Source organism: Avibacterium endocarditidis, from assembly GCF_965138825.1.
Classification (GTDB): domain Bacteria; phylum Pseudomonadota; class Gammaproteobacteria; order Enterobacterales; family Pasteurellaceae; genus Avibacterium; species Avibacterium endocarditidis.
Genome location: NZ_CBCSDH010000013.1, coordinates 14696 through 38484, shown reverse-complemented (window position 1 = coordinate 38484; position 23789 = coordinate 14696). Strand labels below are relative to the sequence as shown.

Genomic DNA, 23789 nt, shown 5'->3' with positions numbered 1-23789 from the left:
ATATGCCTATTGCTAGCCCACTAGCAAGCCGAAACTAAAAAGTAAGTTGGTTAAAAGCGCTAACATCGACATTTGCCCAAGCATTGGACGCAATAATAGGGGATCTTGGCTACGATAAACATACAGGGCGTGCTTTACCAGTAAAGGATACACCAAAAGGAAAATAAAACTGAATAAATGATGGAAATTTGCCAACGCAAAAATCACATAGCACAATGCGCCTACGCCGAGCAATATACAATGATAAATACGCCCATTTTTTGCCCCAAGACGCACCGCAAGCGTATTTTTACCTACTTTGCGATCTTGCTCAATATCGCGTAAATTATTGATATTTAATACTGCAGTAGCAAAAAACCCCGTTGCAAGTGCGGGTAAAAAAATCATTAAATTTAATTGATGCGCTTGTAAATAATAAGTGCCACATACGCCCAAAATACCAAAAAACAGCAGCACGGAAATATCGCCCAACCCCATATAACCATAGGGCTTTGCGCCTACGGTATAAGTAATCGCGGCAATAATGGTAAGCCCACCTAAAAGAGAAAATGCCAAGAGATCCGCATAACTTTGATACGCAATGCCAATTAACAGAAAACCGAAAAATAAACTTGCTAAGATCACCGCAATAAGCCCTTTTTTCAGCTGCTGCGCACTAATCACACCGTGCTGAATACCGCGCAACGGGCCGATACGCTCTGCGGTATCACTGCCTTTTTGGTGATCGCCATAATCATTGGCAAAGTTAGAAAGAATTTGTAGCAACAAGGTGGTAATCAAGCATAACAGACTGATTTGCCAGCTAAATTTATGATCCCAATAGGCAAGTGCTGCCCCCATAACAATTGAAGCGGCGGCTAAAGGCAGGGTTTTTGGTCTTGCGGTTTCCACCCACATTTTAACAACTTGTTTATCCATATTTTTCACTTATCTTTCTAAATCCTGATTTTGGCGTAAAATATCCCACAGAATGGGCTATTGTACTCATTTATTTTCGCCATTTTAACTGTTTAAGGAAAATATGTCGCAACTTAATTTAACCCTTTCCCCTATCGGGATTATTCACACGCCTTATAAAGAGAAATTTTCCGTGCCACGCCAGCCCAATTTAGTGCAAGACGGCATTGGCACAATCCGCTTACTCGCCCCTTATAACCAACCTGAAGCTGTGCGTGGCTTGGATCAATTTTCTCACTTATGGCTTATTTTCCAGTTTGATAAAATCCCTACAGGAAAATGGCAGCCCACCGTTCGTCCACCACGTCTTGGCGGTAATCAACGCATTGGCGTATTTGCTTCACGCGCCACACATCGCCCCAATCCTTTAGGGCTTTCCAAAGTGGAATTGAAACGCATTGAAATCAATCAAGGCGAAGTGTTGTTGCATTTAGGCTCGGTCGATTTGGTGGACGGCACCCCTATTTTTGACATTAAACCCTATATTGCCTATGCCGACAGCGAACCCAATGCCAACTCAGGCTTTGCCCAACAGCCACCCGAAGCAAAGCTACAAGTACGCTTTTCCCCACAGGCTCAAGGGCAATTAATAAAGTGCGGTGCAAAATATCCACATTTTCAGCGTTTTATCACAGAAGTGCTACAACAAGATCCCCGCCCCGCTTATCAACAAGGAAAAACCTCTGATCGTATTTATGGAATGAAATTGTATGATTTTAATGTTCGGTGGTGGGTGAGAGATGATGAGTGGGTGGAGGTGATTGAGATTGCAGAAGAATAAGGCTAGCCTCACATAAAAAAGCGTCCAAATATCCCCAATTTGAACGCTTTCCTTTTTCCTATTCGTGTTTACATTAAGGCGTTGTACAGTAAACCTGCCAACACAGCCCCTGTAACTGGGCCTAAGACAGGTACCCAGCTGTATTGCCAATCCGCAGACGTGTTTAAGGTTTTACCTAGTAAGCCAAGGGTTAGACGAGGCCCAAGATCACGGGCAGGATTGATGGCATAACCTGTTGTACCGCCTAAGCTCAAGCCGATTGCCCACACTAAGATCGCTACCGGTAAGGCACCAAGCGAACCTAAACCAATTGGCGTTGGGTTTCCTTCTGGAAAATTCAGGCTTGCGCCAGTGATGTAGAAAATCACAAATAATAAAACAAAAGTGCCAATCACTTCACTAATAAAATTGCTAGCATAGTTGCGAATAGCTGGCTCTGTACAGAAACACGCGCGTTTTGTGCCTTGATCTTCAGTGGCGGAGAAATGATCTTTATAAAAAATATATACAAGTAGCGCGCCGAACATTCCCCCGGCAATTTGCGCGGCTACATAGCCTAAAATCATTGAAGGCGCGAAACTGCCAATGACCGCTAAGCCAAGCGTTACTGCAGGGTTAAGATGTGCGCCACTATAAGGCCCTGTTACGACCACGGCCACATAAACTGCAAATGCCCAAGCGGCAGTAATCACAATCCAGCCCGCATTTTGCCCTTTGGTTTTATTTAAACAGACATTTGCAACGACACCATTTCCCATTAAAATCAGTAATGCCGTACCAATAAATTCAGCCAGATAAGCATTCATAATGCACTCCTTTTTAATCTATTTTATGAGATCTGTAATTTTCTTTCGTTTAGATCCAAAAAGTGTTCTTTTGAATATTATTGGTGCGTATTCCATTATTAATAGAAAATCCTATAAAGCAATACTTTTTGTAAGGATTTATCTACTTTTTATCCAATTTGCTATCTGGATCACATTTTTAATTTATTGATTACTATTGAAATCTAGCAAATAACTCATCATAGGGAGTGGTAAAAATATTTTGTGAAGTGGATCAAAAATTTGAATATTTCCCATTTTAAACTTGAGCGTTTTCGATTATTTTCTTTCAGGTAATTCTTTCGTTTTAGCTCAAAACTAATGTTCTCGTGAGTAAAAAGGTGCAACATTTTACTTATCTAACAGACAAAAGAGGATCGATTATGACAGAGAAAAAATATATTATCGCTTTAGATCAAGGCACAACCAGTTCCAGAGCGGTATTGCTCGATCATAATGCCAATGTTGTTGAAATTGCGCAGCGTGAATTTACCCAAATTTACCCACAAGCAGGCTGGGTAGAGCATAATCCAATGGAAATTTGGGCAACACAAAGTTCCACCTTAAACGAAGTGGTGGCGAAAGCCGGCATTTCTTCTGATAGCATTGCCGCGATAGGGATCACGAATCAACGTGAAACTACTATCGTATGGGAAAAAGAAAGCGGCAAACCTGTTTACAATGCCATTGTGTGGCAATGTCGCCGTACTGCGGATATTACCGATAAACTCAAAGCAGACGGCCACGAAGATTATATTCGTAAAACCACAGGATTGGTGGTAGATCCTTACTTTTCTGGTACTAAAGTGAAATGGATTTTGGATAATGTAGAAGGAGCAAGAGAAAAAGCTGAACGTGGCGAATTGCTTTTTGGTACGGTGGATACTTGGCTTGTGTGGAAACTCACCCAGGGACGCGTACACGTTACGGATTACACCAATGCTTCTCGCACAATGTTATTTAACATTCATACCAAACAATGGGATGACAAAATGCTCGAAATTTTGGACATTCCAAAATCAATGCTACCTGAAGTGCGTAATTCTTCGGAAATCTACGGACAAACCAATATCGGCGGAAAAGGCGGAGTGCGTATTCCAGTGGCGGGTATTGCAGGCGACCAGCAAGCCGCTCTTTATGGACATCTTTGCGTTCACGCAGGGCAAGCTAAAAATACCTATGGTACAGGCTGCTTTATGTTAATGCACACGGGCGATAAAGCCGTACAATCGCAAAATGGCTTGCTCACCACCATTGCTTGTAATGCCAAAGGCGAGCCTGAATATGCTTTAGAAGGCTCAATTTTTATGGGTGGTGCATCAATTCAGTGGTTGCGTGATGAACTTAAAATTGTTCACGATAGTTTCGACAGCGAATATTTCGCACAGAAAGTGCCTGATTGTAACGGTGTTTATGTTGTTCCCGCCTTTACTGGTTTAGGCGCGCCTTATTGGGATCCTTACGCCCGAGGTGCAATTTTAGGCCTATCTCGTGGCGCAAACCGCAACCACATTGTGCGCGCTACCCTTGAATCTATCGCCTATCAAACTCGTGATGTGTTAGAGGCAATGCAATCCGATTCAGGGGAAAAACTTAAATCCTTACGTGTGGACGGCGGCGCAACCGCTAATAATTTCCTAATGCAATTCCAAGCTGATATTCTCAATACCCCAGTTGAACGCCCCGTGGTGAAAGAAGTTACCGCACTAGGCGCCGCTTATCTTGCAGGGCTTGCCACAGGATTCTGGAAAGATTTAGACGAATTGCGTGATAAAGCCGATGTTGAACGCACTTTTCTGCCTGATGACGATGAAGCCAAACGCATTAAACGTTACAAAGGCTGGAAAAAAGCCGTGAAACGTGCATTAGAATGGGAAAAAGATGAAGATTAATATTCCTTGTTAGAAAAAGTGCGGTGAAAAATCACCGCACTTTTTATATGGCTCTTTTACGCAATGGAATTTTTATATAGCCCTATCTTTTGTGGTACTATAAGCAGGCTTATTTATGCAAACACGATTATTTTTTATCATAAGCTAAGGATAAACCAATGAAAAAATTTTCACCAAAACTTACTTTAGGGGCAATATTAGTTGCCTGCTATTCACAAGCGAATGCGATTGATTTGACTTGTTCTAATGGGTATGGTTGTAATTTTACGACTCATATTTCTAAATCTAGTGCTTATCAAATTTACGAACCTCAATTTTCAAGAGAAAATACGCGTCTTTTATTAGAAGGAGAATTTCCTTCTGATGATAAAGCCTTCAATATTACCGTTCTAAAAGGAAATTATAAAAATAGAGCTGTAACTTCTAATGGAATAAATAAAGATGGAGAGAAGGTTGGTGGTTCACTATTTATGGTAATGGATATTTCTAAGAAAAATCGTATTACTTTAAAAGAGGGGGTATTCGCCACTTTAGATCGTTATCCTAGTGAGGGCAGTGCTATTCTTGGGCTTGGGCAAGGTGATACGGGAGTGATTGAACAAGGCGTAACATTGACAGTTGGTTCAAGCATTGAGCAAATTAATGGAGAAGATGAGTACGGCGGTATAGCAATTAATCTGCATCGAGGAGATTTAATCGCAAAAGGGGGAAAAATTATTTTAAATGGTTATGGCAGCGAGGGGATCAATGCCTATAATTCCAATATTCAGCTAGATAATTTATCTATTTTGATGAATGCAGATAGAGCAAATGCAATATCAAATTTTGGAGGGATAAATTTTAAAGGGAATAATTTATCAATAACAGGAAATCAAGATGGGCAATTTGCGTTTAGTCTTTCCAAAGAAGTTGAAGATCAAATTACTTTGAATTTAACGAATAGCCAAATTTCTTTAAATAATAAAAGCAAAGTTCTTGATTTAGAAGGTCCAACACGGGGGGATGAAACTAAGCTATTAGTTTCTAAAATGACCTTTAAAGATAACCGTATTTCAGCTGGTACTTTCTTTCATTATATTACTGAGAATGCAAGAAAAGATGCCATTGATCTTCAAATTAATGGTGGTGAAATTAAAGCAGATCGATTAATTAATATTAATGATCAGCATATCATTGATATGATTAGAGAAGAAGAACCTGATGCTCCTGAAATCACCAACAACCTATCCCTAAAAATCCAAGCCGATCAAGGCGCAAAATTGCAAGGTGTTAGCTATATTAACCCTAATTACGAACACGGCACGGTGGATTTAACCTTAAATGGCAATAGCCATTGGAAATTTAAAGGAGATAGCACCTTAGATAATCTCAGCGTCAATAATTCAACCGTTGAGTTTGAGCCAGATTCTGCATTCCACACCTTAACAATTAACCAAGATTTATCGGGCAACGGTGAATTTATTCTAAATTCCGATCTCGCTTCTGAAAAAGCTGATCAAATTATTGTCAAAGGTAGCGTAACAGGTGATCATCGTTTACAAGTACGAAACTCTCGCAACGAACCGAAAAAAGAAAATGGCAAAGTCATTTTAGTGAAAACCAATTCAGGTGATGGAACATTCAGCTTAAAAGATAAACCTTATGTCGATGCAGGAATTTATCGCTATGAATTAGCGAAAGATAATAATAACTGGGTATTGGCACATAAAGGAAAATCAGCCGATACTGAAGAACCGCAACCGCAAGGCGATGATGAGGGGGCGAGAACATTTAGTCAATATGCCAATAATGTGATTTCAATCCAACAGGCGGCGCGCGCTTATTTATATACACAAGGGGAAACAGTAAGCGAACGCGTTGGATTCTTGCATAACACGGAACGCTTAACCGGATTCTGGGTGCAAAATAGCAATAATTGGAGCGAAGTGGATTCTTATCAAACACTCTTAGCCAACACATCTGGCTTTAAACAGCGTAATCATTTGCTGAGCGTTGGTTATGATACGCATTTTGTCAATCAAGATACCTATTACTATGCAGGGCTTTATACGGGGCTTGGCCAAGGCAAAATTGATTTCGACAAAGATTATGGCAGCGCGAAAATCAAAGGCAACCATATCGGTATTTATGGCGGAATGCAGTGGCAAAATGGCTTATTCCTTGATGCTGATTACAGCTACAACCGCTTACGCTTAAGTGGTGATGAAGTTGATAAACAAAGCTTCAATGCGCATAGCTTACGCCTTGGTACAGGCATTAAATTGCCAATGTCTGCTAATTGGAGTGTTGTGCCACAAGCGAGCATATCGGCAACCAAATTCAATGGTAACACAACTTATCGCAGCAAATTGGGCGCTCAATTTATGGGAAATATTGCATTTTCATCGCTTAGCCTAAAACCTTATGCCGGAATTTATTGGCTAAATGATTTTGGCTCAAGCGATATTGTTATCAATCAACATAAAGCCGATATTCAATCATTCGGCAACCGCGCTCAGTTTGAATTAGGTACAGCACTGCAAACCACATTGGGTTCTTTCGATGTATCAGTGAAAAATCAAATGGGAAGCCGTTATAGAGAGAATGTACAGCTAAATTTGGGGTATAGCTATCAATGGTAATGAGCTAAAAATAAAAGTGCGGTGCTTTTTTATTAAATTTTTAAACCGCATATAAGAGAAAAGGCAACGTATTAATATTTACTTGAACGTTGCCTTTTTAGTACGAAATATATTAAGCCTTATTTCACAAACTCACTAAAGGTCAATTCATAGTGATCCCCATCTTTATCGTAGGAAATATAGCGCGGGAATTGTTCGCCTGCGTATTTTTTCACTACAAAAGATTTTTCACCCGTGCGGAATTGATAGGTGATTTCGGTGTGCGATTGATTATCTCGCGTTACTTTTCGTTCGCTTTTTTTCACCAATACATTTTTCATTGGATACAATTTTTTGCCGTTAGTAATTTGGAAATTTTGTGGCAATTTATCGTAATAGCTAAGCTGGAACGCCACAGTGAATAAATCAAAGGTTGGCATTTCAAGTGGCTCGCTTTTCAAACCGTTTTTCACTTTACCATAAGCAATTTCATTACCTTTTATGATCGTTTTGGCATAAGGCTTACCATTACGCACATCTTGGTAATTGGTCATTTTAAAATCCGTTTTGCTTTGTGTCCCAACGGATTTAAATTCAATGTTATACAGCGGAATATTGATCTTAGCATCAACGCGATATTGCGATCCGTTGGCGTTAAAATGCACATAAGCAGGCATTAAATAATTTGAGCTGTATTTGATATTGGTATCTAAATTTGCCCACGCATTAGGCAAAGCAAACAAGCTAAGCAAAAGCACTTTGAATCGTTTCATTAAAATTCCTTCTAATACTAATTAAATGAAGTGTTTATTTAGATTGCATTGCGAAACAATAGTTCATTACAAAAGAAAGTGCGGTGAAAATTAGGCGAATTTTTCGCCTAATTTATGATTAAAATAAAATCGCGATAAGTATTAAAGGGCAACAAAACCGATAGCTTTGTACACCGCATCTAATGTGGCTTTCGCGCGTGCTTGTGCTTTTTTCGCCCCTTCGGCAGCGATTTTATGCAATAAAGCTTCATCATTACGGAAATGGTGGTAGCGTTCCTGCAACTGGGTGAGCATTGCAGACACTTCATCGGCAACGGCGGTTTTTAAATGACCGTACATTTTGCCTTCAAATTCTGCTTCTAATTCGGCAATGCTTTTGCCAGTAATCCCCGCCAAAATATCTAACAAGTTAGACACGCCCGCTTTATTTTTTACGTCATAACGAATTACAGGTGGCTCATCAGAATCCGTTACCGCACGTTTAATTTTTTTCACCACAGATTTTGGATCTTCTAATAGACCAATCACGTTGTTGCGATTTTCGTCTGATTTCGACATTTTTTTCTCTGGCTCAAGTAATGACATCACGCGTGCGCCCGCTTTCGGAATAAATACTTCTGGAATGGCAAAATGTTCGCCATAAAGCGCGTTGAAGCGCTGTGCAATATCACGGGTGATTTCTAAATGTTGTTTTTGATCTTCCCCCACTGGCACTTGATTGGTTTGGTAAAGCAAAATATCTGCTGCCATTAAAACAGGATAGGTAAATAATCCAACATTCACATTTTCGGCGTGGCGTGCGGATTTATCCTTAAATTGGGTCATACGCCCCATTTCGCCAAAATAGGTGTAACAATTTAGCACCCACGCAAGCTGAGCGTGTTCTGGAACGTGCGATTGAATAAAAATCGTGCTTTTTTCAGGATCAATGCCGCAAGCTAAATACAACGCTAGCACATCAAGGGTAGCAGAATGTAATTTTTGCGGATCTTGACGCACTGTGATGGCGTGTTGATCCACGATACAAAACAGGCATTCATAATCATCTTGCATTTTCACCCATTGGCGTAACGCGCCAAGGTAGTTACCAATAGTCAATTCACCAGAAGGCTGAACGCCACTAAATACGATAGGTTTGGTCATTGTTATATCCTTTTTAATTCATATTAAACAATTTGCAGAATTTGCGCGAAATCATCAAAAACCCAATCAGGGTGCGCTTCTGCAATAGGAATATTATAGTTGTAGCCGTAGGTTAATCCCACCACAGGGCAGCCTGCGGAAGTGGCGGCAATGATGTCATTTCTTGAATCACCCACAAATAAAATTTGTTTTGGGTATAAGCCGAATTTACCGCATAAGTAATACAATGGCGCAGGGTGTGGTTTGATTTGCGGTAAGGATTGCCCGCCCAAGGTTTCGCTAAATAAATGATCAATACCAAAGGCTTTTAGCACAGGGAGAACGTGTTGCGTTGGCTTATTGGTTACCACGGCTAAAATAAAGCCACGCGCTTTTAACTCAGTCAGCGTTTCTTTCACATTAGGATATAAACGGCTGAGATTACACAGATTTTCGCCATAATAAAAATTAAAGCGGGTTTTTACTTGCTCAATTTCTACCGCACTTAATGTTTTGCCTGTTTGTGCAGCAGCCCATTCCAATGCGCGTCCAATCAATACGCCCGCGCCATTGCCGATCCAAGTTAGCACCAATTCTTCAGGGGCTGGTGGTAAATCCACTTCACTTAATGCAGAATTCACGGAAAGCGCTAAATCAGGCAGGCTGTTTACTAGCGTGCCGTCTAAATCGAAACCAATCAGTTTAAATTGTGATGCCATTATTTGCTTACCTTACTTAATTCTTGACGCATTTCGTCAATCACTTTTTGATAATCTGGTTGATCGAAAATTGCTGATCCAGCCACAAAGGTATCCGCCCCTGCGCGTGCAATTTCCGCAATATTGTTTACTTTCACCCCACCATCGACTTCCAAACGAATATCCAAACCGCTTTCATCAATGCGTTGGCGAGCTTGTTTTAATTTTTCCAACGTCGCAGGAATAAAAGACTGACCGCCAAATCCTGGGTTTACCGACATCAGCAAGATCATATCCACTTTATCCATCACATAATCCAAATAGCTCAGTGGCGTAGCGGGATTAAACACTAAGCCTGCTTTACAGCCATTATCACGAATAAGTTGCAATGAGCGATCAATATGCTCTGTGGTTTCAGGGTGGAAAGTGATGTAATTCGCCCCAGCTTTGGCAAAATCAGGGATTAAACGATCCACCGGTTTCACCATTAAATGCACATCAATGGGCGCGTTAATGCCATAATCACGCAGGGCTTTGCATACCGCAGGGCCAAAGGTTAAATTCGGCACATAATGATTATCCATTACATCAAAATGAATTAAATCTGCACCGCACTTTAGCACGTTTTCCACGTCTTCGCCCAAGCGGGCTAAATCCGCTGATAAAATAGATGGCGCAATTAAAAAAGGTTTCATTTTATCCCTCTAAATAGGCTGAAAATAAGTGTCGATAGTGTACTACTTAATAAGGCAAAGTTTAAGGAAATTTGCCCTTTGCGATTGATTATTTTCACCTGTGGCTTTTATAATCGCCATTTTGAATCATTAGGGGATCACAAAGGGAAAGCAATGGAATTTTATCTACAAGGCTTTTTAATGTGCTTTGGGCTTATCGCCACCATTGGCGCACAAAACACATTTTTACTTAAACAAGGCTTGCTCAAACAGCACGTTTTCGTGCTTTGTGTACTATTTTTTCTCTGTGATTGCTTGTTATTTTCCCTTGGCGTGTTTGGTTTAGGGCATTTCATCAGCCAAGAAAAAATCGCCAGTGTGGTATTAGCCTTAGTGGGGGGATTATTTTTGCTGGTTTATGGTGGCCGCGCTTTCCTTTCCGCTTATCGCAACAACACCGCGCTCGCCTTAGAACAAGGGGCAAGCTTATCCCTTAAAAGAACGGTGGCGATCGCCCTCGCACTCACTTTTCTTAATCCACACGTTTACTTGGATACCATTGTTATCGTAGGCGGTATTGCTGGCACCTTAAGTATTGAGCATAAAACCGCGTTTCTAATCGGCACGATTTCCGCGTCAGGATTATGGTTTTTCAGTGTGGGCTATGGCGCAAGATTGCTGATCCCCTTTTTCCAAAAAGCAATCACTTGGCGTTTGTTGGATTGCTCAACTGGGATCATTATGTGGTTTATTGCCTTTAGCTTGATTAAATATGCTTTGGCATAAAATAGAAAGAACAAAAATAACAATCCGCACGTAAAACGTGCGGTTTTTAGGCTACCCTATAAGGGCCTAGGACTTCACATGCCCCTCAAGGGGCATGTGAAAAACTGACAACCGCACAATAACTCTATGGATTACCCCTTAAAGGGGTCTACATATTCTTTCTTCGATAAACTATCTGAAATCATATCTTCCTTCTCTTGATTCCTGATATATTCTTCTACTACCTTCGTATTTAGACCCACTGTACTTAATAATACCCTTTCGCCCAAAAATTCCGACTTCCATACTTATATTTTAAATTCGCATGTCTTTCGAATATCATTAGCGATGACTTCCCTTTCAGATAACCCATAAAACTCGATACTGCCAATTTCGGGGGGATCNTGACTAACATATGAATATGANCTTTCATCGCATGTGCTTCTAGGATTTCTACATTTTTGTAAGTACATAACTGCCTTAAAATACCGCCTATATCTACTCGTAATTTTCCATAAATTGCCTTTCTTCTATACTTCGGAATAAAGACAATATGATACTTACAGTTCCATCTTGTATGTGATAGACTTCAATCGTCATTGGATTTACTTGCCATGACTTATCCTCCTATATTCTGAATTTTGGTTGTCTGCCTTATTCATTATAGGAGGACTTTTTTATTCTGTTCACCGCTTAAGCTTTTTGATTCCATACGCATAGCGTATGGTTTTATAGCTAGACTTTGTCTAGCTATAATGAAAAAGGGCGATAGCATTCGCCCTTATTTGGGAGGGATTATTTTCTTACGGCAATCGCTTCAATCTCTAAACCCACATCTTTTGGCAATCGAGCCACTTCTACGCAAGAACGCGCAGGGAAATTAGGGTGATTATTTTCTTTAAAGAAACGTTCATATTCTGCATTTACTGTAGCAAAATCATTCAAGTCTTTAACAAAAACTGTCGTTTTCACAATATCAGCCACAGTTAAACCCGCTTGTTCAATAATAGCTTTCACATTTTCTAAAGATTGGCGTGCTTGAGCCACAATATCCACCGGCACTTCACCTGTTGCAGGATTTACCGGAATTTGCCCAGAAGTTAGCACTAAATTGCCTAAATCCACCGCTTGTACATAGGGCCCAATCGCCACTGGCGCTTTTTCGGTATGAATAATTTTTGTCATTTTATTTCCTTTTATTGAATGAAAAGATGGTTTTATTCTATGCAATCTTGCCGAAAACTGAAAGGAAAATCTATTTATAATGGGAGATTAATCTCCCATTATATTTGATATTTTGGTATCAAAAATCTTCTTCATGTCCCCTTACACACCATTTTCCCCACCAAAAAATCAATCACCGCCGCTACGCGTTTAATCTTTTGGCTGGCTTGTGGGTAATACAAATAAACAGGTGGATAATTGCGCCAATAGTCGGTTAATACAGGGATAAAGTCGTTTTTATCGGGCAATTGCTGATGAATGGACGTGAATAAACGCCCGATGCCCAAGCCAGCGCGCACGCCGTCTGCGATGGTGTCGATGTCGTTGCAGATGATTGGCGTAGGCATTTCCACGCTTGCGCTTTCGCCGCCTTGTTCCAAAATCAGCGGCAGGATTTGTCCTGTGGTGATGAAGCGATAGCCGATCAGTCGGTGTTGATGCAGGTTATCTCTTTGCGGTTCGCCATATTGTTGCAGGTAATTTTTGGAAACATATAGCCCCTCTTGGAAAGATGGCAGTAATTGACGCGCTACCATATTTTCATCAATTTTATCGCCAAAGCGAATGCCCAAATCATAGCCTGCTTGTACCAAATCCACCGTACCGTCATAGACGGAAATGTCCAAGCAAATATGCGGATAACGCTGGTTAAATTCGGCTAAATAAGGCTGAATAATCAAACGGTACGCAAAACGCGAAAGGGTGATTTTCACCAAGCCTGCGGGTTCGTGTTCTTCGATGATCAGCGCGTCAAAGCTGTGTTCCAGCTGTGCCATTAATGAACCCGTTTGGTTCAACAATCGTTGTCCCGCATCCGTTAGCACCACACGCCGAGTGTTTCGCCAAAACAGTGGCATATCCATTTTTTGTTCCAGCAATTTCAATGCCTGACTAGCAGAAGGTGTGGTCATTCCCAATGTGCGAGCCGCTTCGCTGATGCTGCCAGCACGGGCAATGGCGTGGAAAATACGCAGTTGTTGGTAGGTTGAGCTATCCATTGTTAGTTTTTACCTAATTCTGTTTTAGTTATTGTTAGTCTAGTTTAATCAATGGCGCAAGTCTATACTACGCATCAAATTCATTCAGAACGCAATAAGGAACAAAAATGAACTCAGTATTAATTATTTCAGGACACCCCGATTTAGAGCATTCTGTGGCGAATCGTGAAATTCTCGCTCAACTCGAAAAAGCCTTGCCACAAGCCGAAATAGTGCGTTTGGACTTGGTTTATCCAAATTACCAAATTGATGTGGCGGCGGAGCAGAACCGCTTGCTCAATGCGGACACAATCGTGTTGCAGTTCCCTTTTTATTGGTATAGCTATCCTGCACTGTTGAAAAAATGGGTGGACGATGTGTTTGTGTATGGCTTTGCGCACGGCAGCACGGGCGGCAAATTGGCGGGCAAAAAATTGCTTATCTCTTTCACCACGGGCGCAGCGGCGGAGCAATATCAGCCTGACGGTGCAATGCATCACACAGTAGAACAATTTTTACCCGCATTTCAACAGCTTGCGAACCTTTGCCAAATGCAGTGGCTACCGCCTGTGTATTCCAATGGAATGATGATAATTCCGAATGTCAGCACTGCGGAACAGCTTGCAGCAGTGCGTGAGAAAGCCCTTGATCACGCAACACGCTTAGTTAAAACCATTCAAGATTAAGGAAAGTGCGGTATGTTTTTAGTACAAATTTCATTAGATCCCACAAATAACACCGTGAATGCCTTGTTAGAAGAGCATCGAGCTTGGCTGAAAAAGTATGCGGAAGCGGGCGTATTCCTGCTATTTGGCCCATACGCAGATCACAAAGGCGGTTTGATTATCGTCCAAGTGGAAAATGAAGCCGCTTTGCAAGCGATTCTGGCGGAAGACGTGTATTTCCATAAACAGTTAGCGGATTATCAGGTTCGTGAGTTTGCTGCCAAATTTATCGCAAATGATTTAATAGAAATGGCAAATTAAGCGAAATCACGCCAAACAAGCTTTCAGACGGCCTTATCAAATGCTTATGCCGTCTGAAAAAAAGAAATAAAAATCTCATAAAATTTGCCCGCACTTAACATTTGGTCAAATCTTTCTCTCTCGCAAAATAGGAGCAAAAAATGCAAAATATTCAAGATAAAGTCGTCATCATCACAGGCGCATCATCAGGTATTGGCGAAGCCACCGCCTATAAACTGGCAGCAGCAGGCGCAAAAATCGTCTTGGGCGCGCGCCGTGAAGACAAGCTCAAAGCCATTGCCGACAAAATCGCGCAAAACGGCGGTGAAGCCGCTTACCGCGTGACGGACGTAGTCAAAGCCGAAGACAATCAAGCCCTTGTACAGCTTGCCAAAGACCGTTTCGGCAAAGTCGATGCCATCTTCCTCAACGCAGGCCTCATGCCCAGCTCGCCGCTTTCCGCATTGGAAACCGGCAATTGGAATGCCATGGTGGACGTGAACATCAAAGGCGTATTGAACGGCATTGCCGCCGTCTTGCCCACTTTTGAGGCACAAAAATCAGGGCATATTCTCAGCACCTCATCAGTGGCAGGGCTGAAAGTCTATGCAGGCGCGGCGGTATATTGCGGCACCAAATGGGCAGTAAAAGCCATCATGGAAGCCTTGCGGATGGAATCCGCCCAAGCGGGCACCCATATCCGCACCACCACCCTCTATCCTGCCGCCGTGCAGTCAGAATTGGTCGCAGGCATCACCAACGAACAGGTTTCCAAAGGCTATCGTGAACTGTACGACACGTACGAAATCCCTGCCGACCGTGTCGCCAATGCCGTGCTGTTTGCTCTAAGCCAGCCAGAAGACACCGACATCAGCGAAATCACCATTGGCCCAACCACCCAGCCTTGGTAATTCAATCAATCGCACGAAAGACGGCGGAAAGCATGCGTTTTCCGCCGTCTTTTTGAGGAAAAACCATGAAAAAAATCATGACCGCATTTGCCCTTTCAGCCAGCCTCAGCGTTCAGGCAGCCCCCATCATGAACTTCTTTGAACTTGGCATTGCCGAAGGCCAAAACGCCGATTATGAAAAAGTCGCCGAATACAATATCCAAACCTCCCTCAAAAACGAAAAAGGCACACTGGCGATGTATGCCGTGCAGCCGAGCGAACAGCCCGATATGGCATATATGATCGAAATCTATGCCGATGATGCGGCATACCAAACCCACCGCGAATCGCCACAATACCAAGCCTTTTTAGCCCAGTCGCCCACCATTTTGACCGACCACAAAGTGTTCACCCCGCTTGTGCCACAATTTTTAGGCGACAAAAAAGTGCAAGCCACCGCGCCCTATCGCACCAATTTGGTGATGGTGGAAGTGAAACCGCAACACAACGCCGACTTTAAACGCATCGTCAGCCAAGAAATGGCACAATCACTCGAAACCGAAAACGGCGTACTGGCAATGTATGCCGCCACCTATCAAAATCAACCCAACAAATGGCTGTTTTTTGAAATCTACGCCGATGATGCCGCCTACCAAGCCCACCGCCAAACACCCCATTTCCAAGCTTACCTCAAAGACACCGCGGCAATGCTGGAAAGCAAAGATTATCGAACCGTTCAACCGCTGTATCTTGGCAATCAAGGCGGGGTGAGTTGGACGGCGAGATAGGTGGCTGCCTGAAAATAGGTATTTTCCACAAGATTTTTAGCCATTATTCAATACAGAAGAGCAAATAAAGATAGAGCGATATGCTTGGATTTTGTAATCCATCCTGCAATTATTTATGTTTAAAAATGATTGAGATCTTCTAAAATAACTTTCATTTTATTGGCTAATTGGCTCAATTCGGTGAAAGTGTCATAAATACCGTCTTCAGATAAAACGTGATAGTGATTATTCGTTTCAATGGGAAAGTCCGCCATTTTTTCGTGTAATGCGAGCCATTGTTGAGAGGAATAAAAGGTTTGAAGCGTTTTGGCAAGATGGGCGGCTTGTTGCCATTTGGCGATGTCTTTTTGAAAAACGTCGATTAAATCAACCAGTTGATTGTATTGATTTTGTAGGTGTTGAAGATCTTCTGATGTCATAAGAATTCCTTAAGTTGTTCCTTCAGGGAGGATAATCAAATTGTAGAAGGGGAATCCCTTCTCATTCAGGGCAATACGTTTATTATATACGAAACACCTTATTTTTGGGGAAATAGCCCTATTCTTCCTCCTGCAACACCTCCACCAACGCTTTAAATAGCGGTGAATGCTGGCGGCGGTGGGGGTAGTAGAGGTATAAGCCATCGTAGTGAATGGCGGTTTCGGGGAGTGAATGGTTTTAGGGCAGTTTTTTTGAGGAAAAACCATGAAAAAAATCATGACCGCACTTGCCCTTTCAGCCAGCCTCAGCGTTCAGGCAGCCCCCATCATGAACTTCTTTGAACTTGGCATTGCCGAAGGCCAAAATGCCGCCTATCAACAAGTGGCACAGCACAATATCCAAACCTCCCTCAAAAACGAAAAAGGCACGTTGGCGATGATTGCCTTACAATCCCAAGAGAATCCGCAACTCGGCTATATGCTGGAGTTATACGCCGATGAAGCCGCTTACCAAACCCATAAAAACTCACTGCAATACCAGTATTTTTTGCAAGCATCGCCGAAAATTCTTACCGACCATAAAAAATTCACCCCATTAACCCTGCAATTTTGGGCAGAGAAAGCCTTTACGCCCAGAGAAACCATGCAGACCAATTTGGTGAAAGTCCGCGTCAAACCCGAGTATCAAAGCGAGTTTGCCCAAATAGTGAAAAATGAAATGCAAATCGCGATGGACAAAGAAAACGGCGTTTGGCTGATGGCGGCAGGCACGGAGAAAAATGCCCCGAATCATTGGCTATTTTTTGAAATCTATGCCGATGCCAAGGCCTATGAACAACACCGCCAAACTCCGCATTTTCAGGAATATTTGACCAAGACGGCGGAGATGGTGGAAGAAAAAGAAATGCTGAAGGTTAAGGCTGAAGTGGTAGGCAATCAGGGCGGTTTTCGGTATTAAAGGCCGTCTGAAAATATCTTCTCAACCCCACTGTCTATCTTTTTACTCTTGATTTAGTCTGAAAATTGACTATAATGGCTTTTTAGTCAATTTTCGGACTTTTTTATGCGCAATCATCTGGAACAGCTTGCTCAGCAAATGGGCAGTATCGAACATTTATATGACCGCTGGCTGCAAAAGCAGGGCATTCCCTACAACCGTTTTGCCGTGCTGTATGGCATTGCGGTGTCAGAAGAGCAGCGTTTGACGCAGAAAAACATCAGCGAGGCATGGCAATTGTCCAAGCAGACGGTGTTTAGTCTGTGCAAACAATTGCAGGAACAGGGCTTGATTGCCATTCAGGACAGCGAAAAGGACAGACGGGAAAAATGGTTGGTTTTAACCGAAAAAGGCCAAGCACAGGCGGACGGTTTGGTGCAGGCCTTTGAGCAATTAAGCCAGACGGTTTTTGAGCAGTTTGGTGCGGAAAATACGCGCCAGCTGTGTCAGCTATTACAGCAGTTTGAGCAAGTATTTGCCCAGCATGTGGAGCAGGCATCATGTGGCAAAGCCTGAAAAATATCGGTCAGAACCATTTCCGCTTATTACTGGCCACTTTTGCCTTGGTCGGTGCGGAAAATTTGCTGTTTCTTTGCTATCCCTTATTTGGCGGTTTTGCCGTCAATGCGGTGATGAATGGGCAAGTGTGGCAGTCGCTGACTTATGGCCTGTTGGTGCTGTTGATGTGGGGCATTGGCGGATTGCGCCGTTCGGTCGATACCCGTGCATTTACTCATATTTATACGCAAATCGCCGTCCCCGTGATTTTAAAACAGCGGGCGCAGGCGGTTTCTGTTTCTGCCATTACCGCAAGAGTGGCTTTGTCGCGGGAGTTTGTTGAATTTCTTTGAGGAACATTTGCCGCAGTCCATCACCTCTATTTTGTCGATTGCGGGGGCGTGTCTGATGTTAATGGTGTTGGAATGGCCGATTGGTCTGTTTTCTTTGTTGATTTTATTGCTGTTTCTGTCGCTGCTGCCGTGGTTTTCCCGAATGAGTGAGGGGCTTTATGGCCGTCTGAATAACCGTCTGGAGCAGGATAATCACCATATCCGCCAAAGTGATGCCAACCGTCTTTGGCGGCATTATCGTTTGGTGGCGCGTTTGCGCGTGCTGATTTCTAATCGTGAGGCTTTGGGCTATTTTCTGATTGGGACGGCGATGAGTGTGCTGTTTGGCTTTAGCTTTGTTTATTTAAGCCTGCACGGCTATCAAAGCGCTGGGCATGTTTATTCGATAACGACTTATTTGTGGATGTTCGCCATGGCGCTGGATGATGCGCCGCGTTTGGTGGAAAACTACAGTAATTTAAAAGACATTGCGCAAAGGGTGCAGGTGGGGTGAGGAAAAACCGTCTTGATAAAAACCCGAGTTTGAATAGTGGACTTGGGTTTTTCTTTTTAGGTTGCCTGAACAGGCTATCGCACGCACCACGCCTGCTTTGGCAAATACTCGCTCAAAAAATCAATCAGCAAGGCGACTCGGGCGGTGAGTTGGCAGTGGCGGTAATAAACGGCGTAGATGGGCTGTAAAACCGTTTGGCGTAGATCGGGTAAAACTTCAACTAGTTCACCATTTTGCCGTGCGGTTTCCGTCATCATATCCGATAGACAAACCACGCCAGTATGATTGAGTGCCAACGCAAGCAAGCTTTCGCCGCTGGAAGCGGTAACGCTAGGGTGAATGGTGAGCATTTGCCCGCTGGCGTCTAATATCGGCCATTGGTTTAAGTGGGCGGGTTGAGAGAAGCCTAATAAACGATGTTGTAATAATTGTTCGACATTATGAATTTCGCCGTGCTGTTTTAAATATTCGGGACTAGCCAAAATGCGGATCGCTGTTTTGCCCAATAGTCTTGCGTGCATACTGGAATCTTGCAACGCACCTATCCGAATGGCGACATCGGTGCGTTCTTCCAACAAATCAATTAAGTTATCATTGCTGTTCAGTTCTAATTCAATGCGAGAATAACGCTGTAAAAATTCCGCTAAGGCAGGGATTAAAACGTGCCGCATTACGGGAGCGGCGGTGTTAATGCGCAATAACCCGCTGGCATCGGTTTTGCGTGCCAACAATTTTTCTTCGGCGATTTGTACGCTGTCTAGGATTTGCCGTGCTTGTTGTAATAATAATTCGCCTTCAGCGGTCAGATACATTCGCCTTGTGCTGCGTTGCAGTAAAACCGTGTCTAAGTCATTTTCTAATTTTGATAGGCTGCGACTGACCGCGGAAACTGGCAAATTCAGGCTTTGTGCCGCTGCGCTAATTGAGCCTTTATCTACAATTTGTACGAAAGTATGTAAGGCGTCTAGGTTCAGTTTCATTGAATACTTCCTTAAAAAATTTCCTTACAGATTAGCGCCAAGCCATAGAATAGACAAGTCATTTTCGCAAAATAAGCAAATATAATTTGCGATTTAGGCTCTTTTTCACAAAAATCTATGCCGTATAATGCCCTACATCAAGCACACAAGGTGCGAAATTTACTTAATTTACATAATGGAGAACTTATGATGACAATTCCAAAATTCGGTGTGGGGACTTTCCGTTTACAAGGTCAAACCGTGATTGATTCAGTAAAAAATGCGTTAGAGGTTGGCTATCGTGCCATTGACACTGCCCAGATTTACGGCAATGAAGCGGAAGTGGGGCAAGCCATTGCGGAAAGCGGTGTGCCGCGTGAAGATTTATTCTTAACCACCAAAATTTGGGTGGACAATTACAGCCCAGAAAAATTGGCGGAAAGCCTAAAAGACAGCTTGCGTAAATTGCGTACTGATGTAGTGGATTTAACCTTAATCCATTGGCCAGCGCCGGGCAATGGCGTGGCATTGCCTGATTATATGAATGCGTTATTAGAAGCAAAACAAGCGGGCTTAACTAAGCAAATCGGCGTGTCTAACTTCAACATCGCTTTAACGCAACAAGCGATTGAAACAGTGGGCAAAGAGCATATCGCCACTAATCAAATTGAGCTTAGTCCTTATTTGCAAAACCCGAACTTAGTGAATTTTCTGCAAAAAGAAGGCATTGCCATTACATCGTATATGACGTTGGCTTATGGCAAAGTGTTAAAGGATCCTGTATTGACACAAATTGCCGAAGCACATGGCGCAACCACCGCACAAGTGGCACTGGCTTGGGCATTGGCACGCGGTTTTGCGGTGATTCCTTCATCAACCAAACGAGAAAATTTAATTTCTAACTTAAAAGCGCTAGAACTCAAACTTAGCGATCAAGAAATTGAAATGATCAACGCGCTAGACCGCGGTAGCCGTGAAGTTAGCCCTGAAGGCTTGGCTGCGGAATGGGACGACTAAACCCAACGCCGTCTGAATTTTTAAGTTGTTTTAGCAAAGAAAAGTGCGGTGTTTTTTTCCGCACTTTTTCTTAGAGATAAGTGAAAAGAAGTGCAATAGCACAAATTTTTGCTAATTTCGCAAAAATAATTTGCAGATTAAGTGCTTTTTCTTAAATAATCTTAATCTTATAATTCTCATATCAAACAACAGTTATCAATAATCAAGGATAAATTATGAACATTTTATTACTTAACGGCGGAAAATCTTTTGGTCATTCTCACGGTGAACTTAACGCGACATTACACGAAGAAGCGAAGAAACTACTCACCGAACTCGGACATAGCATTCAAGAAACCCACATTGACGCAGGCTATGACATTGAAGCGGAAATCGAAAAATACCTTTGGATGGACGTGGTGATTTACCAAATGCCAGGTTGGTGGATGGGCGAGCCTTGGATCGTGAAAAAATACATTGACGAAGTGTTCACCTTTGGACACGGCAAAATCTACCAAAGCGATGGCCGCCACCGCGTGAACCCTACCGAAGGCTACGGCACAGGCGGATTATTGCAAGGGCGTAAACATATGCTTTCGCTCACTTGGAACGCGCCGATTGAAGCCTTCACCCGTAAAGGCGATTTCTTTGACGGCGTGGGCGTGGACGGTGTGTACAACCACTTCCACAAAGCCAACGAATTTATTGGTACAACAGCGCTGCCAACGTTTATCTGCAATGACGTGATTAAATCACCGAATGTGCCGCTGTATATTGAGAATTACCGCAAGCATTTGGCGGCGGTTTTTGGTAAGGCGGCGTAATCGTTTTAATGAATGAATAAAACCCGAGTTTGAATAGTGAACTCGGGTTTTTCTTTTTGGCTGCCTGAAAACTTAACCGTCTTTCAGGCAGCTTTTTTATGTCACCTTCTCCACAAACCACCCATTGGGGACGTTTATTTTTCTAATGATGTTTTGGGCAAAAAACTGCTGGAGGTAGGGCAGCATCCAATTCAGGACACGCCCAGTCCGCCTGCCATGTTTGAATGAGGTGCAATAGTCGGTCGGCCAATTCTTGTTCTTTTTGTTGATAGGTATGCCCTGTTTTTTCGATAAATATCAGGGTGTTTTCCTCGCTATGGGGAAAGTGGATATTGATGTTTTGCAGGAAATGTTTGGGGTCGCCGTAGGTAAATCTGTCCAGCGTGCCAATGAGCAATGCACCGCGGTGTTGTATGGAACGGATTTGGGAAAAGTCGCCGTCTGTTTCAACGTGAACGTTGTTGAGCAGGTCGGAATAGAGCCATTGGTAGGCGGTGTCGGCCAGTGCAGGCAGCCAGCCAAAGAGTTCAAAGGGCAGGAGACGCTGTCCTTGTCCGTTTTGGATTTGCTGGCGGATGTATTGGCGTTCGTTTTCGCTGATGGCGTTGGTTAAATGGGGCACATTGGCGGGGCTTAATAGGATAAAGCAGTCGATGCGGCTGTCTTGGGTTTGTGAGAGGTAGTAGATGACTTTGTTCGCACCGAGGGAATGTCCTGCCAAGATGATGCGCTGATAGCCTGCCTGTTCGGCGTAATCGATATAGGCTTGCACGTCATCAAGGGTGTCGGCGAAGTTTTCGTTAAATGAACCGATGGTTTCTTTTTGGCCGTTTTTTTGGTTGATGATGTCTATTTTGCCAAAGGCATTTCGGGTTTGGGCGTAGATAAAGTCAATGCCGTGCTGGCTGAGGGTGTCGCCAATGGTGTAATAAAAGAGGTTGGAGTAGCAGTTGCCGTGTATGCCTGTGATGGCGATGACGACAGTATCGGCAGGGCGTTCGGAGAATAAGGCACCGTGTAATACCGTGCCTGTTTTGGTTGGAATATTGAGTGTTTTCATGGGGTTTTCTCTCTTATATCGCACCGTCTTTCAGGCTGCCTGAAAGTGCGGTGCTTTTTTTATGGGTTTTTAAAAGTGGTTGCTGATGTAACGCACGCCGTTTTGTTTTGACGGCGGATAGAAATCCGTTCCCATTTGTGTGCCGTGCAACATGGCAGGGGTGTAGCGGTATTTCTTGGCTTGTTCCCAATCAAAGGCGGTTTCAATTTCATCTTCACGGCCGTTTTCAATCAGCTTGATGAGCTGCGGATTGAGCATGATGCTTTTGCCAATGGAAACGCTTTCCACCCAGCCTGTTTGATAGGCTTTGAGCATGTCGTCAGCGGTGTAAAGGTTGCCCGAACCGAAAAAGGGCAGACGGCCGTTGATGCGGTCATGCACCACTTGCATTCGGGTGAAACGCGGGGCGGCACCGCGGCGGACTTTTTTGTAAAAATCCCATAGAGAGATGTGCAGGTATTGCAGCGGTTTTGCTAATAAGGCATCCACCAGTGCCAAGGTTTCTTTCATGGTAATGCCGTCTGCCCCTGGTTCTTCAGGCGAAAAACGGTAGCCAATGATGAAATCAGGACGCTGATGTTTTTGCCGCATGGCATCAATGGCATCGACAATGGCAAGGGGAAAACGCATTCTTTTTTCTAAACTGCCGCCCCATTCGTCTTGGCGTAAATTGGTGGCGGCGGAAAAAAATTGCTGAATCTGCCAGCCATTGGCTCCGTGAATTTCCACACCGTCAAAACCTGCCCGCCGCACCAATTCGGCGGCATAGGCATAATGCCCCACCATGTCTGTGATTTCTTGTGCCGTCATGGTGCGGATTCGGCCAAATACATCACCGGTGGGGGCAATCACCTCATGCCCCTGCGTCATGCTGGGGTCGGCACGGAAACCGCTGTGGGCTATTTGCACCACCGCTTTCGCCCCCGTGCGTGTGCCATGTCGGCGTATTCGCGCAAAGTCGGCAAATGGCGTTCGTCAAAGGCATTGGGCGATTCAAAGCCAATCCCACTGGGGTGAACATTGGTAAACGGCATGATGTATAAGCCAAAACCTTCAAAACGGTCGTGCCAAAAACGGCGGCCAGCGTCCGTCATCTCACCGTCTGGCCCTGAGTCATAAATGGTCAAAGGGGCAACGGTAAAACGGTTTTTAATGGTCACGCCATTGTTTAAGGTGTAAGGCTGAAAAAGGGGTTGATACTTCGGATTCATCGAATTACTCCATCAAAAAAAGATGGAATCATTATATTGATTCTTTTTG

Annotated in this window: 26 protein-coding genes and 2 pseudogenes; 14 read left to right on the top strand and 14 right to left on the bottom strand. The window is 43.3% G+C overall.

The annotated features are described in order from the left end of the window. Window positions 1-12: 12 nt before the first annotated feature. Complete coding sequence (locus tag ACNAV8_RS08565; protein WP_103855244.1) at window positions 13-918, bottom strand: 1,4-dihydroxy-2-naphthoate polyprenyltransferase; 906 nt, start codon at window positions 916-918, stop codon at window positions 13-15. A gap of 103 nt (window positions 919-1021) precedes the next feature. Between ACNAV8_RS08565 and tsaA the strand changes: the two genes are divergently transcribed. Beyond that, window positions 1022-1738 carry a tRNA (N6-threonylcarbamoyladenosine(37)-N6)-methyltransferase TrmO gene (tsaA, locus tag ACNAV8_RS08560; RefSeq protein WP_103855245.1) on the top strand — a complete coding sequence of 239 codons (717 nt, stop codon included), beginning with the start codon at window positions 1022-1024 and terminating at the stop codon, window positions 1736-1738. A 68-nt stretch (window positions 1739-1806) separates the two neighbouring features. Here the strand turns inward: tsaA and ACNAV8_RS08555 are convergent, their stop codons facing one another. After that, the gene (locus tag ACNAV8_RS08555; RefSeq protein WP_103855246.1) at window positions 1807-2544 is read right to left on the bottom strand and encodes an MIP/aquaporin family protein; all 738 of its coding nucleotides are present in this window, start codon (window positions 2542-2544) and stop codon (window positions 1807-1809) included. 401 nt (window positions 2545-2945) lie between these two features. Between ACNAV8_RS08555 and glpK the strand changes: the two genes are divergently transcribed. Both glpK and ACNAV8_RS08545 read left to right on the top strand, forming a co-directional pair. After that, window positions 2946-4454, top strand: coding sequence for a glycerol kinase GlpK (gene glpK, locus ACNAV8_RS08550; RefSeq protein ID WP_103854131.1), 1509 nt, complete (start codon window positions 2946-2948; stop codon window positions 4452-4454). Between the two features lie 158 nt (window positions 4455-4612). Continuing rightward, window positions 4613-7075: an autotransporter outer membrane beta-barrel domain-containing protein gene (locus tag ACNAV8_RS08545; protein ID WP_415777569.1), complete on the top strand. Its 2463-nt coding sequence runs from the start codon at window positions 4613-4615 to the stop codon at window positions 7073-7075. A 119-nt stretch (window positions 7076-7194) separates the two neighbouring features. On the opposite strand, the gene ACNAV8_RS08540 is transcribed toward ACNAV8_RS08545, so the two are convergent. From ACNAV8_RS08540 to rpe, 4 genes are all read right to left on the bottom strand, one after another. After that, window positions 7195-7827: a hypothetical protein gene (locus ACNAV8_RS08540; RefSeq protein ID WP_103855250.1), complete on the bottom strand. Its 633-nt coding sequence runs from the start codon at window positions 7825-7827 to the stop codon at window positions 7195-7197. A gap of 141 nt (window positions 7828-7968) precedes the next feature. Then, the gene (gene trpS, locus ACNAV8_RS08535) at window positions 7969-8970 is read right to left on the bottom strand and encodes a tryptophan--tRNA ligase (RefSeq protein WP_103855251.1); all 1002 of its coding nucleotides are present in this window, start codon (window positions 8968-8970) and stop codon (window positions 7969-7971) included. A gap of 23 nt (window positions 8971-8993) precedes the next feature. Further along, window positions 8994-9668: a phosphoglycolate phosphatase gene (locus ACNAV8_RS08530; RefSeq protein WP_103855252.1), complete on the bottom strand. Its 675-nt coding sequence runs from the start codon at window positions 9666-9668 to the stop codon at window positions 8994-8996. Next, the gene (gene rpe / locus ACNAV8_RS08525; protein WP_103855253.1) at window positions 9668-10342 is read right to left on the bottom strand and encodes a ribulose-phosphate 3-epimerase; all 675 of its coding nucleotides are present in this window, start codon (window positions 10340-10342) and stop codon (window positions 9668-9670) included. The genes ACNAV8_RS08530 and rpe overlap by 1 nt, the downstream gene beginning before the upstream one ends. A gap of 153 nt (window positions 10343-10495) precedes the next feature. Between rpe and ACNAV8_RS08520 the strand changes: the two genes are divergently transcribed. Further along, complete coding sequence (locus ACNAV8_RS08520; RefSeq protein WP_103854130.1) at window positions 10496-11107, top strand: LysE/ArgO family amino acid transporter; 612 nt, start codon at window positions 10496-10498, stop codon at window positions 11105-11107. A gap of 131 nt (window positions 11108-11238) precedes the next feature. Here the strand turns inward: ACNAV8_RS08520 and tnpA are convergent. From tnpA to ACNAV8_RS08500, 4 genes and pseudogenes are all read right to left on the bottom strand, one after another. Further along, window positions 11239-11490: pseudogene (gene tnpA, locus ACNAV8_RS08515) on the bottom strand (IS200/IS605 family transposase); the annotation flags it as partial. Window positions 11491-11512: 22 nt separating this feature from the next. Continuing rightward, window positions 11513-11639: transposase (locus ACNAV8_RS08510; protein ID WP_415777575.1), on the bottom strand; the 127-nt coding region annotated here is incomplete at its 3' end. Between the two features lie 242 nt (window positions 11640-11881). Continuing rightward, the gene (locus tag ACNAV8_RS08505; RefSeq protein ID WP_103854125.1) at window positions 11882-12271 is read right to left on the bottom strand and encodes a RidA family protein; all 390 of its coding nucleotides are present in this window, start codon (window positions 12269-12271) and stop codon (window positions 11882-11884) included. A 131-nt stretch (window positions 12272-12402) separates the two neighbouring features. After that, complete coding sequence (locus ACNAV8_RS08500) at window positions 12403-13308, bottom strand: LysR family transcriptional regulator (protein WP_103855299.1); 906 nt, start codon at window positions 13306-13308, stop codon at window positions 12403-12405. 107 nt (window positions 13309-13415) lie between these two features. Between ACNAV8_RS08500 and ACNAV8_RS08495 the strand changes: the two genes are divergently transcribed. The 4 genes from ACNAV8_RS08495 (at window position 13416) to ACNAV8_RS08480 (ending at window position 15930) form a co-directional block, all read left to right on the top strand. Beyond that, window positions 13416-13973: an NAD(P)H-dependent oxidoreductase gene (locus ACNAV8_RS08495; protein ID WP_103855298.1), complete on the top strand. Its 558-nt coding sequence runs from the start codon at window positions 13416-13418 to the stop codon at window positions 13971-13973. A 12-nt stretch (window positions 13974-13985) separates the two neighbouring features. Continuing rightward, complete coding sequence (locus ACNAV8_RS08490; protein ID WP_103855297.1) at window positions 13986-14273, top strand: YciI family protein; 288 nt, start codon at window positions 13986-13988, stop codon at window positions 14271-14273. A 140-nt stretch (window positions 14274-14413) separates the two neighbouring features. Next, entirely contained in the window at window positions 14414-15163 is a 750-nt protein-coding gene (locus tag ACNAV8_RS08485) for an SDR family oxidoreductase (RefSeq protein ID WP_103855296.1), read from the top strand. A 65-nt stretch (window positions 15164-15228) separates the two neighbouring features. After that, entirely contained in the window at window positions 15229-15930 is a 702-nt protein-coding gene (locus ACNAV8_RS08480) for a putative quinol monooxygenase (RefSeq protein ID WP_103855295.1), read from the top strand. Between the two features lie 119 nt (window positions 15931-16049). Here ACNAV8_RS08480 and ACNAV8_RS08475 read toward each other — a convergent pair whose 3' ends face one another. After that, the gene (locus tag ACNAV8_RS08475) at window positions 16050-16349 is read right to left on the bottom strand and encodes a DUF4298 domain-containing protein (RefSeq protein WP_039162333.1); all 300 of its coding nucleotides are present in this window, start codon (window positions 16347-16349) and stop codon (window positions 16050-16052) included. A gap of 265 nt (window positions 16350-16614) precedes the next feature. Between ACNAV8_RS08475 and ACNAV8_RS08470 the strand changes: the two genes are divergently transcribed. The 4 genes from ACNAV8_RS08470 to ACNAV8_RS08455 all read left to right on the top strand — a co-directional run bounded on the left by ACNAV8_RS08470 (window position 16615) and on the right by ACNAV8_RS08455 (window position 18690). Further along, complete coding sequence (locus ACNAV8_RS08470) at window positions 16615-17307, top strand: putative quinol monooxygenase (protein ID WP_415777568.1); 693 nt, start codon at window positions 16615-16617, stop codon at window positions 17305-17307. Between the two features lie 105 nt (window positions 17308-17412). Continuing rightward, window positions 17413-17862, top strand: coding sequence for a MarR family winged helix-turn-helix transcriptional regulator (locus ACNAV8_RS08465; RefSeq protein ID WP_103855293.1), 450 nt, complete (start codon window positions 17413-17415; stop codon window positions 17860-17862). Further along, complete coding sequence (locus ACNAV8_RS08460; protein ID WP_245872571.1) at window positions 17847-18197, top strand: ABC transporter six-transmembrane domain-containing protein; 351 nt, start codon at window positions 17847-17849, stop codon at window positions 18195-18197. The genes ACNAV8_RS08465 and ACNAV8_RS08460 overlap by 16 nt, the downstream gene beginning before the upstream one ends. Continuing rightward, window positions 18184-18690 carry an ABC transporter six-transmembrane domain-containing protein gene (locus ACNAV8_RS08455; RefSeq protein ID WP_245872570.1) on the top strand — a complete coding sequence of 169 codons (507 nt, stop codon included), beginning with the start codon at window positions 18184-18186 and terminating at the stop codon, window positions 18688-18690. The genes ACNAV8_RS08460 and ACNAV8_RS08455 overlap by 14 nt, the downstream gene beginning before the upstream one ends. 74 nt (window positions 18691-18764) lie before the next feature. On the opposite strand, the gene ACNAV8_RS08450 is transcribed toward ACNAV8_RS08455, so the two are convergent. Next, window positions 18765-19670 (bottom strand): LysR family transcriptional regulator, encoded by a 906-nt coding sequence (locus ACNAV8_RS08450; protein ID WP_103855292.1) that lies wholly within the window; start codon window positions 19668-19670, stop codon window positions 18765-18767. Between the two features lie 186 nt (window positions 19671-19856). On the opposite strand from ACNAV8_RS08450, the gene dkgB reads away from it, so the two are divergent. Beyond that, window positions 19857-20666 carry a 2,5-didehydrogluconate reductase DkgB gene (gene dkgB, locus ACNAV8_RS08445; RefSeq protein WP_245872569.1) on the top strand — a complete coding sequence of 270 codons (810 nt, stop codon included), beginning with the start codon at window positions 19857-19859 and terminating at the stop codon, window positions 20664-20666. Window positions 20667-20881: 215 nt separating this feature from the next. After that, the gene (locus ACNAV8_RS08440; RefSeq protein WP_103855291.1) at window positions 20882-21469 is read left to right on the top strand and encodes an NAD(P)H-dependent oxidoreductase; all 588 of its coding nucleotides are present in this window, start codon (window positions 20882-20884) and stop codon (window positions 21467-21469) included. A 142-nt stretch (window positions 21470-21611) separates the two neighbouring features. Here ACNAV8_RS08440 and ACNAV8_RS08435 read toward each other — a convergent pair whose 3' ends face one another. Both ACNAV8_RS08435 and ACNAV8_RS08430 read right to left on the bottom strand, forming a co-directional pair. Continuing rightward, window positions 21612-22529 carry an alpha/beta hydrolase gene (locus ACNAV8_RS08435; RefSeq protein WP_415777567.1) on the bottom strand — a complete coding sequence of 306 codons (918 nt, stop codon included), beginning with the start codon at window positions 22527-22529 and terminating at the stop codon, window positions 21612-21614. A 69-nt stretch (window positions 22530-22598) separates the two neighbouring features. Next, window positions 22599-23740 (bottom strand): annotated as a pseudogene (locus ACNAV8_RS08430) (NADH-dependent flavin oxidoreductase). Window positions 23741-23789: the final 49 nt, after the last annotated feature.